The sequence below is a fragment of the Streptomyces sp. NPDC059695 genome (assembly GCF_042733785.1).
In the GTDB taxonomy this organism is placed as follows: Bacteria; Actinomycetota; Actinomycetes; order Streptomycetales; family Streptomycetaceae; genus Streptomyces.
In genome coordinates this window covers 324,100-336,923 of the sequence record NZ_JBHWFF010000002.1, presented here as the reverse complement: position 1 = coordinate 336,923, position 12,824 = coordinate 324,100, and the positions used below count along the sequence as shown (strand labels likewise).

General features: G+C 73.2%; 13 protein-coding genes. 7 read left to right on the top strand and 6 right to left on the bottom strand.

All coding sequences use genetic code 11. The annotated features are described in order from the left end of the window. Positions 1–25: 25 nt before the first annotated feature. The gene (locus tag ACFV2S_RS04095; protein ID WP_385554018.1) at positions 26–697 is read right to left on the bottom strand and encodes a DUF4097 family beta strand repeat-containing protein; all 672 of its coding nucleotides are present in this window, start codon (positions 695–697) and stop codon (positions 26–28) included. 301 nt (positions 698–998) lie between these two features. Here ACFV2S_RS04095 and ACFV2S_RS04090 point away from each other — a divergent pair, with 301 nt between their 5' ends. Both ACFV2S_RS04090 and ACFV2S_RS04085 read left to right on the top strand, forming a co-directional pair. Next, the gene (locus ACFV2S_RS04090) at positions 999–1,688 is read left to right on the top strand and encodes a DUF998 domain-containing protein (protein WP_385554016.1); all 690 of its coding nucleotides are present in this window, start codon (positions 999–1,001) and stop codon (positions 1,686–1,688) included. Between the two features lie 113 nt (positions 1,689–1,801). Beyond that, a complete protein-coding gene (locus tag ACFV2S_RS04085) occupies positions 1,802–2,014 on the top strand; it encodes a DUF4287 domain-containing protein (protein ID WP_385554014.1) in 213 nt (70 codons plus the stop codon). Between the two features lie 82 nt (positions 2,015–2,096). Here the strand turns inward: ACFV2S_RS04085 and ACFV2S_RS04080 are convergent, their stop codons facing one another. Beyond that, complete coding sequence (locus ACFV2S_RS04080) at positions 2,097–3,284, bottom strand: sensor histidine kinase (protein WP_385554012.1); 1,188 nt, start codon at positions 3,282–3,284, stop codon at positions 2,097–2,099. Beyond that, entirely contained in the window at positions 3,281–3,937 is a 657-nt protein-coding gene (locus tag ACFV2S_RS04075; protein WP_385554011.1) for a response regulator transcription factor, read from the bottom strand. Before ACFV2S_RS04075 ends, ACFV2S_RS04080 begins: the two co-directional genes overlap by 4 nt. A gap of 333 nt (positions 3,938–4,270) precedes the next feature. Between ACFV2S_RS04075 and ACFV2S_RS04070 the strand changes: the two genes are divergently transcribed. The 4 genes from ACFV2S_RS04070 to ACFV2S_RS04055 are packed head-to-tail and all read left to right on the top strand — an operon-like array spanning position 4,271 to position 7,855. Continuing rightward, positions 4,271–4,804: a hypothetical protein gene (locus ACFV2S_RS04070; RefSeq protein ID WP_385554009.1), complete on the top strand. Its 534-nt coding sequence runs from the start codon at positions 4,271–4,273 to the stop codon at positions 4,802–4,804. Next, a complete protein-coding gene (locus ACFV2S_RS04065) occupies positions 4,801–5,949 on the top strand; it encodes a peptidoglycan-binding protein (RefSeq protein ID WP_385554007.1) in 1,149 nt (382 codons plus the stop codon). Before ACFV2S_RS04070 ends, ACFV2S_RS04065 begins: the two co-directional genes overlap by 4 nt. Beyond that, on the top strand, positions 5,946–6,653 hold the full coding sequence (locus ACFV2S_RS04060; protein ID WP_385554005.1) for an ABC transporter ATP-binding protein: 708 nt from the start codon (positions 5,946–5,948) through the stop codon (positions 6,651–6,653). Before ACFV2S_RS04065 ends, ACFV2S_RS04060 begins: the two co-directional genes overlap by 4 nt. Further along, positions 6,650–7,855 carry an ABC transporter permease gene (locus ACFV2S_RS04055; RefSeq protein WP_385554003.1) on the top strand — a complete coding sequence of 402 codons (1,206 nt, stop codon included), beginning with the start codon at positions 6,650–6,652 and terminating at the stop codon, positions 7,853–7,855. The genes ACFV2S_RS04060 and ACFV2S_RS04055 overlap by 4 nt, the downstream gene beginning before the upstream one ends. A gap of 192 nt (positions 7,856–8,047) precedes the next feature. Here the strand turns inward: ACFV2S_RS04055 and ACFV2S_RS04050 are convergent, their stop codons facing one another. Both ACFV2S_RS04050 and ACFV2S_RS04045 read right to left on the bottom strand, forming a co-directional pair. Further along, entirely contained in the window at positions 8,048–8,875 is an 828-nt protein-coding gene (locus ACFV2S_RS04050; RefSeq protein ID WP_385554001.1) for a hypothetical protein, read from the bottom strand. 520 nt (positions 8,876–9,395) lie between these two features. Next, entirely contained in the window at positions 9,396–9,740 is a 345-nt protein-coding gene (locus ACFV2S_RS04045; protein ID WP_385554000.1) for a DUF3761 domain-containing protein, read from the bottom strand. Between ACFV2S_RS04045 and ACFV2S_RS04040 the strand changes: the two genes are divergently transcribed. Next, on the top strand, positions 9,728–11,872 hold the full coding sequence (locus tag ACFV2S_RS04040; RefSeq protein WP_385553998.1) for a hypothetical protein: 2,145 nt from the start codon (positions 9,728–9,730) through the stop codon (positions 11,870–11,872). The genes ACFV2S_RS04045 and ACFV2S_RS04040 overlap by 13 nt on opposite strands. 55 nt (positions 11,873–11,927) lie before the next feature. Here the strand turns inward: ACFV2S_RS04040 and ACFV2S_RS04035 are convergent, their stop codons facing one another. After that, positions 11,928–12,695, bottom strand: coding sequence for an SUKH-3 domain-containing protein (locus ACFV2S_RS04035; RefSeq protein ID WP_385553996.1), 768 nt, complete (start codon positions 12,693–12,695; stop codon positions 11,928–11,930). Positions 12,696–12,824 lie beyond the last annotated feature (129 nt).

Below are 12,824 nucleotides of genomic sequence, written 5' to 3'. Positions count from 1 at the left end.
CGTGCCCCGGGAGCGGAGCGCGGGCTCAGAGGCTGCGGGCGGTGATGTCGCCGTAGGAGGTGGTGGCGTGGATGCTGAGTCCGGCGCCGGCGCCCTCGGTGTTCCGGAGGGAGTTGCTGACCCGGCCGTAGGCGGTGCCGGCGTCGAGGGAGGCGGAGACGCCCCGGGCGGCGGCGACGTCGATCGTGCCGGCCTCGGTGCGGAGCACGACCGTGCCGCGCAGGGCCTCGCCGATCCGGAGGTCGCCCTGACGGGTCCTGATGTCGGCGTCGCCGCCCAGGCGCCCGACCGTGACGTCGCCGGACTGGAGGGTGAGACGGGCGTGCGCGGTCTCGTCGAGCTTGACGGTGGCCTGCGCGCTCTCGAAGGTGACGTCGCCGAGCCGCCCGACCCCACGGAGCTCCGCGGCGGCGGTCCTGGCCTCGACGCGGGACCCCGCGGGCAGCTGGACGGTGACCTCGACGGCCCCGGGATGACCGAAGAGCGGGTTCCTGGCCGCGGGGGCCTCGATCCGCAGCACACCGTCCCCGAAGGAGACCCCGGTCTGCTGGGCGGCCTTCACGTCGCGGCTCTTGGAGGCGTCGGCGGGCAGGACCTCGACGGTGGTGTCGGCCCGGTCGGCGGCGATGAACCGGATGCGCCCGGCGGGGACGTCGAGGACGGCGGAGACGGGGGCGGCGGTGGCGAACTTCTGCATGGTGCTTCTCCTTGGACTCGTCGTTTCCGATGAAGGAAAAGCTACGTTGCATTCACGAGCGTGGCAACAAGAGTGTTGCGTGAATCCAGCATCAGTACAGGTAGAGAGGGGGATTTCATTGCAATGAGGCAAAGGGTAACGCAACACCGAGAGGCCAGGCCATTGCAATGAATGAGGGTGAACGCAAGGGCGGGCGTCAGGGACGCCATCTCGTGTGGCGCGGGTCACGCCCCCTCGCCGATGAGTCCGCCGCCCGCCACCGGTCAGACGTGCGACAGGATCCGAACCAGGAAGGCCCGACATGACCCAGACGCTCGGCGCCCGTCCCCGCGCCCTCCGCACCCCGTCCCCTTCGCGGTCGGCGGGTCGCGGCCTGACGGCCGGCGCGGTCGTCGCGGGACCGCTGTTCCTCGGGGCGGGCGCCCTCCAGGGGCTGACCCGTGACGGCTTCGACTTCCGGCGCCACGCCATCAGCCAGCTCGCGCTCGGCGAGGCGGGCTGGACGCAGACCGTGAACTTCCTGATCGCAGGAGCCCTGTTGATCGCGGGCGCGGCCGGGCTGCGCCGCCTCCTCGGCGCCGGCGCCGTCTGGGGCCCGGCTCTGGTCGGGACCTTCGGCGCCTCGTTCTGGGCCGCCGCGGCCTTCCCGGCGGACGCGGGCGCGGGCTTCCCGGCCGGTGCGCCCGAGGCGACCGTGATGAGCGGGCACGGCTCCGCGCACATGCTGGCGGGGATGGTCGGCTACCTCTCGCTGTGCGCCGCGTTCGTGGTCCTCGCCCGGCCGCTCGCCGCCCGGGGGCACCGCGGCTGGGCCGTCGCCTCCCGCCTCGTGCCCGTGGCCGTCCTCGCCGGATTCGCGGCCTCGGCCGTCTCGGTCCTCGCCTTCACCGCCGGCGCGGGCCTCGGCCTGCTGTGGCTGGCCGCGGTGGCGGCGCGGCTGTCGGCCGCCCCGGCGGACCGCTGGAGGACCGCCTCCCCGGCGGACCGCTAGACGACCGCCGACCACACGCGCATCATCGACACAGCAAGATCGTCCAGGCCGTCCAGGCCGTCCAGATCATCCAGGCCATCCAGATCATCCGGAACAGGAAACGAGGCATCGCCATGACGGACGCGGTGAAGGGTCCCGCCAGCTACTTCCCCTCCATCGAGAAGAAGTACGGCCGTCCGATCGGGGAGTGGCAGGAACTCATCCGCACCTCTCCGCTCACCCGGCACATGGAGCTCGTCAGCTGGCTCAAGTCCGAGCACGGCCTGGGCCACGGCCACGCCAACGCCCTCGTCGCCCACACCCTCGCCGAGGACTCCGGCAAGTAGCCCGGGGAGGGTGCCGGGGACAGCCGGGGGCGCCGTCGGCTCGACAGGTCCGGCGGCAGCCCGCTCCCGGCGAGTGCGGCGGTCACCCCCGCGGAGGGAACCGGCTGTGCTCCGGCAGGGTCACGGCGACCGTCAGGCCTCCGTCGGGCCGTGGGCGGGCGGTCACGTCGCCTCCGTGGGCGCGAGCCACCGAGCGGACGATGGACAGGCCGAGGCCGGCGCCCTTGGCGGTGACCAGGCGCTCGGTGCCGAGGCGCCGGAACGGCTCGAAGAGGGTGGGGACCTCGTAGGGCGGCACCTCGGGGCCGGTGTTGCTCACCTCGACCTCGGCCCGGCCGTCCTCGAGGGTGCGGCTCGTGACCCGTACCCATCCGCCGTCGCCGCTGTTGTGCCGGATGCCGTTCTCCACGAGGTTCTGGACGATCCGTTCGAGCAGCAGGGCGTCCCCCGTGGTGGGTGCCGGGCCGGCCTCCTCGTACAGGCTGATCCCGGCCGTCTCGGCCTCGGGGGTGCTCTGCGCGGTCACGTGCGCGACCATGTCGGCGAGGTCGACGCTCTGCCGCTCGGGGACGCGGTTCTCCGAACCGGCCAGCAGCAGAAGTCCGTTGATGAGCCGCTCGTGCCGGACGTTGATCTCCAGGAGGTCCCCCCCGAGACGCTTCACGTCGGGGGAGGCGGTCGTGCGGTGCATGGCCAGTTCGACGAGGGCGCGGCCCACGGTCAGCGGGGTGCGCAGTTCGTGGGAGGCGTTGGCGACGAAGCGGCGCTGGCCGTCGAAGGACCGGTCGAGCTGTTCGACCATGAGGTCGAAGCTGTCGGCGAGGTCCTTCACCTCGTCGTCGCGGCCGTCGAGCGCGATGCGCTCGTGCAGGCCGCGCCCGGCGGCCGGAGCGGAGGCGATGCGGCGGGCGGTGTCGGTGACCCGGTGCAGGGGAGCCAGGACCCGTCCGGCGATGAGCCAGCCGAAGCCCGCCGCGACGCCGCCGACGAGGGTCAGCGCGATCCCGCCCTGGGTGATGAGCGAGGCCGTGGCGGCGTCGTGCAGTCTCTTCTGCTCGTCGGCCACCCAGTTGAGGCTGTCGGACGGGGTGTTCCGCCCCGGGGAGGCGTTGCCGCTGGAGTCGGAACGGACGCTCAGGTCCCCACCGCGGTCGAGCTGCTGGGCGAACAGGACGTGGGTGACGCCGAGCAGGACGATGCCGGCGGCGAAGAACAGACCGCCGTGGAGCAGGGTGAGCCGGGCGCGCAGGGTGATGCGGCGCTTCCTCATGGGATCCGGTACCCCACGCCCGTGACGGTCTCGATGACCGGCGGGTCTCCGAGCTTGCGGCGGAGCTTGAGGACGGTGAGGCGGACGGCCCCGGTGAACGGGTCGGTGTGCTCGTCCCACGCCTTCTCCAGCAGGTGTTCGGTGGAGACGGCCGCACCGTCGGCGCGCAGCAGCTCGGTCAGGACGGCGAACTCCTTCTTCGCCAGCGGCACGTAAAGGTGCTCCCGGAACACCTCGCGCCGCGCCGGGTCCAGGGCGATGCCGCGGCGGCGGAGCACGGGTGGCGCGGCCGGGCGGGAGCGCCGGCCGAGTGCGAGGACCCGCGCGGCGAGCTCGGGGAAGGCGAAGGGCTTGGTGAGGTAGTCGTCGGCGCCGAGGGAGAGCCCGGCGACGCGGTCGCTCACCTCGCCGGCCGCGGTCAGCATCAGCAGCCGCGCCTGGCTGCCGGACGCGACGAGGTGGGCGCAGACGTCGTCGCCGTGCACCAGGGGGAGGTCCCGGTCCAGGACGATGACGTCGTAGTCGTTGACGCCGGCCCGCTCCAGAGCGGCCGCGCCGTCGTACGCGACGTCGACCGCGTGGGTCTCCTGCCGGAGCCATTCCGCGATCGCGTCGGCGAGCAGCCGCTCGTCCTCCGCCACCAGGAGCCGCATCCGTCGCCGTCCTTCCCTCGGGGCCGCCGCCCGTCCGGCGGGCGGTGACGTCTCGGGCCCATGGTCGTACAGGGGGCCGTTTCCTCCTCGTAAGCGATCGCCCACCGGGTTCGCAAGCGATTCCCCACGGGGTTCGCAAGCGATTCCCCACGGGGTTCGCAAGCGATCCCCACCAGGTTCGTAAGCGATCCCCACCGGGTTCGTATGCGATCCCCCGCCGGTTCGTTCGAGGCCGGCGGGCCTGACGGGGAAACAGTGAGGTAACGCCACCGGGAGTTGCATCCCTTCCGTCGGCCGGCCCCCCGCCGGCCCCACGGCAAGGAGACGCCTCACATGCCTCGTACACGCACCCCCGCCCGGTTCGCCGCCCTGTCCCTGGCGGCCCTGGCCCTGACACTCACCGCATGCGGGTCCGGGGCCGACGGCACCGGGGTGGCCTCCGCGAACGGCGGCACCAGGAGCGCGACGGCCGGCACCGGCGCCGGCCTGAGCCGGGACGAGATGAACGTGCGGTACGCGCGGTGCCTGCGGCAGCAGGGTCTGGACGTGGCGGACCCCAAGCCCGGTCAGGGCATCGGGCTCTCCGTCGACGGCGCGAACAAGGACAAGGCCGACAGGGCCGTCGAGGCGTGCCGTTCGGCCGCACCGCCGGCGCCCGCCGACCAGGACGACTCCAAGGACCGCCGGGCCATGCTGGACCTCGCGCGGTGCATGCGCGAGAACGGCGTGGCGGAGTTCGCCGATCCCAAGGAGGGCCAGGGCATCGACATCGGCCCCGCGCAGGCCGAGGACCCGGACTTCGAGAAGGCGTGGAAGAAGTGCGGCGGCGCTCAGGGCGAGCGCGAGCAGGCGGGGAGCGCCCGGTGACGGTCGCGCACCCCGACGAGCGATTCGACGAGCGGCAGGCGGATCCGGCACCCCGGCGCGGCCGTCCCCGGCACCGTACGCGCCGCGTCGTGAGGACGACGGCCGCCGTCCTCGTCCTGGCCGCGGCCGGCGCGGGCACGGCGCTCGTCCTCGCCCCGGACGGCGGCGGCAAGGCCGGCGGCAGGGCGGCGAGCGGGCTGCCGCCGGCGACGGCCGAAGTGCTCCGGCAGACGCTCAAGGACACCAGGAGCGCCGACGCCCGGCTCGGTTTCGGCACGGAGCGGACCGCGGTCGGCCGGCTTCCGGGCACGCTCACCCGACTCCCCGCGCCGGGTGCGGAGATCACCCGCGGCAAGACCCTGTACGCGGTCGACGAGCAGCCCGTCGTCGTGCTGTACGGATCGCTGCCCGCCTATCGCGTCCTGGCGAAGGGCTCCGAGGGAACCGACGTCAGGGAACTGGAGGAGAACCTCGTCGCGCTCGGCTACACGGGGTTCACGCCCGACGACGAGTACACCGGCGCCACGGCGAGAGCCGTACGGCGCTGGCAGGACGACCTCGGCCTGAAGGAGACCGGGACCGTGGAACCCGGCCGCGTCGTCTTCACCGCCGGTGCGATCCGCGTCGCCGCCCTGAAGGCCGAGCCGGGGGACCAGACGGGACCGGGCCGGAGCGTGCTCTCGTACACCGGCACCGCCCGGGCCGTCACCGCGGAGCTGGACAGCGCCGACCGGCGGCTCGCCAGGCGGGGCGGACACGTCGAGGTCACCCTCCCGGACGGAGCCGTGGTCCGGGGCACGATCACCGAGGTCGCCGGCGTCTCCAGGGCCGCCGAGGGCCAGAAGAAGGCCGGGACGAAGATCAGGGTGGTCGTCGGGCTCACGGACGCCCGGGCCCGCGCGGCCGTCCGCGGGTACGACGAGGCCGGCGTCCACGTGACCTTCACCGCGGCCACCCGCGAGAACGTCCTCACCGTTCCCGTCTCCGCGCTGCTCGCCCTCGCCGGGGGCGGCTTCGGGGTGGAGGTGGTCGAGGGCTCGACCTCGACGTACGTCCCCGTCACCACCGGGCTGTTCGCCGAAGGCCGCGTGGAGATCTCCGGCACCGGCGTCGTCCGGGGCGCCGAGGTGGGGATGCCCGAATGATCACCCTCACGGACGTGACCAAGACCTACCCCGGCGGGGTGACCGCCCTCGACGGGGTGTCCCTGACCGTCGGCCCCGGTGAACTCGCCGCCATCGTCGGCCCCTCCGGCTCCGGCAAGTCCACCATGCTGAACCTGCTCGGCACCCTGGACCGGCCCACCACCGGTCGCGTACACGTCGCCGGCCACGACGTCGGCGCGCTGTCCGACAACGAGCTGTCCGCCCTGCGCGCCTCCCGGATCGGGTTCGTCTTCCAGCAGTTCCACCTCGCCGCCGGCACCTCCGCGCTCGACAACGTCGCCGACGGGCTCCTCTACCGCGGGCTGCGGCCCGCCGAGCGTAGACGCCGCGCGACGGGCGTCCTCGCACGCGTCGGGCTCGGCCACCGCACGGACCACCACCCGCACGAGCTGTCGGGCGGCGAGCGCCAGCGCGTGGCCATCGCCCGTGCGGTGGCGGGCGACCCGGCGCTGCTGCTCGCCGACGAACCGACCGGGGCGCTGGACTCGACGTCCGGGGAGGCGGTGATGCGGCTGCTCCACGAACTGCATGCCGCCGGAACCACGGTCGTGATCATCACCCATGACCGGGAGCTCGCCGCGTCCCTGCCCCGCCAGGTGCGCATGCGCGACGGCCGGGTCGTCGACGACGTACGCCGACGGGAAGCCCCTCCGCGGGCGCGGGCGGGGGAGGGGAAGCGATGACCGCCGACACCCTGCGGCCGGCCAGGATCGGGCCCGGCGACGTGGTCAGGGTCGGTGCGGTGGGCCTGCGGACCCGGCCGACACGGGCCGTGCTCTCCGCGCTGGGCATCGCCATCGGCATCGCCGCGATGATCTCCGTGGTCGGGGTCTCCTCGTCCTCCCGCGCCGGGCTCGACCGCACCCTGGCCACCCTCGGGACCAACCTGCTCACCGTGGCCCCGGGCGACACCCTGACCGGCGGAACGGCCCAACTCCCGCTCACCTCGGAAGGGATGATCTCGCGCATCCGGCCGGTGACCTCCACCTCGGCCATCGGCCGGCTCCCGGACGCCGACGTCTTCCGCACCGGGAAGATCCCCGAGGCGGAGAACGGCGGCATCACCGCGTACGCGGTACGGACGAGCCTTCCCGCCGCCACCGGTGCCGAACTGCGCGGCGGCACCTGGCTCAACGCGGCCACCGGCAGGTACCCGGCGACCGTGCTCGGGGCCGAGGCCGCCGAGCGCCTGGGCATCGGCGCGGCCCGCCCGGACACCCGCGTACTGATCGGCGGGCGGTGGTTCACCGTCATCGGGATCCTCGAACCGGTCGCCCTCGCACCGGAGCTGGACGCGGCGGCCCTCGTCGGCTGGCCGGCCGCCGAGACCGTCCTGGGCTTCGACGGCCGGCCCACCCGCGTCTACGTGCGCAGCGCGGACGCCGACGTCGAAGCCGTCCGGTCCGTCCTCGGGGCCACCGCCCATCCCGCGGCGCCGCACGAGGTCAAGGTCTCCAGGCCCTCCGACGCCCTGGTCGCCAAGCAGGCCGCGAGCAGGGCCTTCACCGGCCTTCTCCTCGGCCTCGGCGCGGTGGCGCTGCTCGTCGGCGGCGTCGGCGTCGCCAACACGATGGTCATCTCGGTCCTGGAACGCCGCGCCGAGATCGGCCTGCGGCGCTCCCTGGGCGCCACCCGGGGGCACATCCGCACCCAGTTCCTCGCGGAGTCCCTGCTGCTGTCCGCCCTGGGCGGGGCGGGCGGCGCGCTGCTCGGGGCCGCCATGACCACCGGGTACGCCGTCTCCCGGGGCTGGCCCGCGGTGCTCCCCGGCTGGGCGGTCCTCGGCGGTACGGCCGCCACCCTGGTCATCGGCGCCCTGGCCGGCCTCGGTCCGGCGGTCCGCGCCTCCCGGCTCTCGCCCACGGAGGCCCTGGCCGCACCCTGACCGGCCACCGGACCGACCAGAGCGGCCCGCGCCCCCCCCCGCGGCCGGGGGCCCCCGCCCCCCGGGGGGGGGCGGCCCGGCCGCCCCCCCCCCCCCCCCCCCCCCCCCCCCGGCCCCCCCCCCCCCCCCCCCCCGCGCGCCCGCCCCCGCGGGGGGGGGGGCCCCCCCCCCCCCCAGGCGGTGGGGGGACGGTCACTCCACCCGGCGCACCCGCCATCCCCACCTGATCCCGCCGAGAACGTGCACGATGCCGCGCCCCGACCGGTCCTTGGTCCCGGTGTCGTGCGTCAGGAAGGTCTCGGCCGCGAACTCCTCGTCGAGGTCGGCCCTGCCGTCGAACGCGATCTGCGAGGTGTCGTGGAAGTTGCAGACCTCGGTGCCGTGGACCGAGGTCAGCCCGCCGTCCATGTAGAACGGGTTCGCCCTGCCGATGTTGTCGACCTCGTGCCGGTTCTCCACGGTCCCGGACTGACGGACCACCTGGATCCAGCGCAGGGTCTCGTGGATGCCCGGATCGCCGGCGCGCAGGTCGGGCTCGTACACGACGTACAGCCCGCCCCCGAAGGTCGTCGCCGGCTGCGCCTCCGTCGCCTCGGTGGCGAAGACGCCGTACGACTGGACGCGGAACTCCCCCCGGCCCCGGAAACCGCCCACATGACGGAACGCGTAGTGCGCGCCGAACGCGGCGGCGAGGGTCTGCGCGAAGGCGATGGCCGGGTCCGCGGGAACGGCCTGGTAGAGGGGCTCGGAGGAGAGGAGACCGACGCGGTGCGGGACGCCGTTGAAGGCGAAGTCCCGGGAGGCGGTGTGCCCGCCCAGCGTCCCGGTCGGCTTCCCCGGCATCTCCGGCCAGCCGGTGGGCTGACTCGGCCGGTAGTCGAGCACCAGGTGCCCGCCGGCCGGGTCCCCGGGCTTCGGCACGGCGGCCGCCGGCCCCGACACCAGACCCGACAGCCCGAGAGCGGTGCCGGCGGTGAGCAGGGACCTTCGCGACACCCGTGGGCGACTGGCTGAACGCATGGTGACACCTCGCGATCACGACGCGGACTCGACGCCCGCGGCGGGCCACCGTGACCCGCCGCGGCCATTCGAACCGACGGGACGTTTCCCGGGCGTTACCCGATCCACCGACCGCTCCCCGCCGCTCCCACCCCCACCTAAAAACGGCCCCTGACAAGAGTTTCCGCACACTCGACCGGGTCGAGGGAGCATTGACGAAGCCCGTCAGGGTGAACAAACAGGGGAAGATCGGTTTCGACCCCGTCATCGACTCCATGTACGCGGCAGCCCGTCTGACACCCCGGGGCCGGGGCGCCGACGACCTGCTCACCGCCGTCCCTCGTTGTAGGCATCGGCGGGGCCGGCGGCCGTGGCACACCGCCCTGCTTGGTCCTGAGGTCTGTTTCAGAAGGACCTGCGCGTCTTGAGGTCGACCTTGCCCAGAGTGCACAGGGCAAACATGAGGTCGATGCATGCGGACGTGGACCGCATCATCAATTTGATGAGGCCGAATGCCGGTCCGATCACGACGGCTTCCTCTCTAGGAAGGCACGCTGGCGAGCCAGACGGCCACACCACCGTGGTGAGAGCAGGTACCCCGTCGGTGCGCGGAATAGCTGTAGCTACCGTCGTTGCATGGGGCGGTGGTTCCTGCGGGCGCCTGCTGCGAGCCGTCTGAGGACGAAGAGGAGCTGGAATCACTCCCCGACGAGGATGAGCCGGTCGGTGAACTGGAGCTGATCGGCCAGGGGGCAGTCTTGGTACGGCCCGAGGCGATGAGCGGGCTGTGGTCCGGGATGCCTTCGGCGACGGAGGAGCCTTGCCGATGGCTGCGGGGAGGCTCTGTCAGGGGCGGATGGCACCATGCCCCGCATGGATCTCGCACACCCGCTCGACGGCCTGGACGCTTTGCCTTGGGCCTCCTCCTCCCACGCGTACGGCAGCGCGGAAGACGTTCCCGACTTGCTTCGAGCTCTAGCAGGTCCGGACGCAGCTGCGGCGGACGAAGCATTGTCGGAGCTGTACGGGAGCGTGCTGCACCAGGGGACGGTCTACGCGGCCAGCGCGGAAGCGGTGCCGTTCCTCGCCAGGATCGCGGCGGCCGGCCACCGTACGACTGATGTTCTCGGGTTGCTCGGCGGCATGGCCGAGAGCGAGGACGAGTACGGTGTCGCATCGGGTGGCGTCCGTGCTGCCGTGGCCGCGCAGTTGGAGCTGCTTCTGCCTTTGCTGGCCGATGCCGAGCCGGAGGTCCGGCGGACCGCCGCCTGGGCGGTTTCACACACCCGCGCAGGTACCGTCCTGTCCGTGCTGGGGATTCGCTGGGCGGAGGAGACCGAGCCGGCCGTCCGGGCCGAGGTCCTGGCCGGGATCGCTCGGCTCGACCCGCAGCGCGGAGCGGTTGAGGCGGCTTCCGTCCTGGACCCGTCCCAGCCTGCCGTGGTGCGGCTGGCCGCCCTCTTCGCCTGCCTCGACGCGGACGCTCCGTGGACTGATTCCCTGTACGCGACGACGCTGTCGCTCCTGCCTGCCGATTCCTTGCGTTCCGACCTCGATTTCGAACGCGGCGAGCCGCTGGCCGCCCTTGTCGAGGCCCTCCTGGGCCGGGATCGTGGGCCGGAGCGGGAGGCCGCGTTCGCCCTGGTCGACGCGGCCCTGCGCGACAGCCGGGCCGAGGTCCGGGCCGAGGGCGCCTGGGCGGCCGACCGCGCCTGCATGCTCTCGCGCAGTGCCCCGCAGCAGTTGGTGGAGAGCCTGCGTGCGGCGGCTGTCGACGACGAGGCAGTGGTGGGCATGGCGTCTCTCTTGGAGCGGCTGGCCCGTGCTGCCGAACCCACTGCGGCCGTGCTCGCCCCTCTCGCTGGGAGGAACCTGGACCGGGAGGATGATCACGCCGATCGTGCTCTGGCCGCACTCGTGCTCGTCGCACCCGAGCAGGCTGCCCCGCTCCTCGCCGCCGGCCTCGGGCACCGCCCGCGCGCCCTCGACGCGGCGACCGGCCTGTGGGACGCGGAGAGTGCGGCTTTCCCGTTCGACAGGGAACTCTTCGATGCTGTTCGCTCCCGCCTCTCCCAGCCGGAGGCACTCAGCAGCAACGAACCATGGCAGCTGACCAGTCTGTTGGCCGGGTGGGGCGCCGAAGCGGCGGCCGCGCTGCCCGAGCTGTGTGCAGCGGTCCCGCACTTTCCTGCCCAAGCCTCACGTGCCCTCGTCTCCGTCGTGGCGGACTGCGCTCCGTCCGATCGCGACATGGCCCTTGCCGCGCTGCGTACGGCAGCCCAAGGGGACGTCCTCCCGGCGGCGAAGGCCCTGTACGACCTCACGGAGGATCCCGCACCGTTGCTGCGATGCCTCGAACAGGAGCTCGGCCGTGGTGGCTGGGACCTGCGCGATGCCGCCAGGACCGCTGCCGCGCTCGGTTCCCGAGGAGCTGCTCTGGCGCCACTCCTGCGTGGAGCCCTCAGTGACCCGGGCAAGGACACCACGCCCGCGCTGGACACGGACACGGCCCTCGCCGAAGCCCTGTGGCGTGTCACGGGGGACCCGGAACCTGCCGTCGCCGTCCTTGCGTCGGTTTTCGACCGCGCCGCGCAGAGCCAGTGGACCCGCTGGTCGGTGGCGAGGGCCGCCCGGGCGACCGCGCTCCTCGGCCCGGCCGGTCGTCCGCTCACCGCCAGGCTGGAGGCGGCCCTCGACGATCCGGTGCAGGCGCCGGCCGTGGTGCTGGCCCTCGCAGCAGTGGCGGACCCTGTTGTTCTGGACCATGCCGCACTCGCCTCGGCCGCCCTGGCGTCCGCCGAGTCGGACGCCGATCCGGCAGGGGCCTGTGGCGCTCTGGAAGCCCTCGGATGCGCCGCACTGAACGACGACCACCTGCGCCGGCTCGAAGTCCTCGCCGACGGCGACGCCCGCGTAGTCCGCTCGGGAGTCGAGAACCGCATCATCCGCCAGGACGAAGCCTTCCGGGACCGCGCCCGGGCGCTCCTCGCCACGTTCAGGAATGCCGCGACGCCCTGAGGGGGCGACTACGAGCGTTGTGCCGGCGGCGCGGGACGTTCTCCTGCGCTCCGGCCTACTCGGGTTCCGGCATGCGAACGGGCATGATGCCGAGAACGAGGTTCTCCATGGCCTCGGGCATACGGCCGAATCGCGCCAGCCAGTCGTCGACGACGTACAGTTCACCGTCCTCGTCCAGGCCGAGAAACGCGTGACCACCGGCGAGTTCGCCCACCGAGAAGAGGCGGTGGCCGATCTCCTCGCTCCGCTCGTCGAAGCGCTCGGCTTCGCCCAGCGCCAGGAGCGGGTCCAGATCGAAGGGTTCTCGGGCGCGTGTGATGCCTGCACCTCCGTGCCCGACCACCAGTTCGCCGAACTCGCCCAGGAAGTCCTCGGCAGCGGCATGAGAGCGGAAGCCGTCCTGCTCCAATTGCTTTTTCCAGCCGGTCGTATCGACAGCCCGCCCGGGACGCCAGCCCGCCTCCCGTAGAACTCGCTCCACCTCGGACGACCAGGCCCGCGGCCCCTCCGGCCTCACGGCGCCATCGGTGCGCACCAGGCCCGCTGCGAACGCGGCGGCTACCTCGTACCCGTCGGGCCGGGCGAACATCGCCGGAAGTGGGGCGTGCCCCCACTCCTCCCATTTGTCCTCAGTGGACACACTCAGCTGCTGCATCGACACCCAGGGATACATCGCACCGAGCGTGGTGTTGCGGCCGGCCGCCTCGATCAGGCGCCCCAGGGACGGCGGACCCTGCTGCTCATCAGCGGGCCGAGGACGGTACGTCTCCAGCAGCTTCGGCCAGGCTGCCGTGTGACCGAGCGACGCGGGAGCGGAATCCATGCACCGACCCTGGCGGTGTCGATCACCTCCGTCAACGGATATGTCTGTGGACACCGGCATCCGACGTGCGACGATCCCGGCGTGAACGCTCCAGACGACCCTTTCTCGCGGGGTGGCAGGCAGTGTGCT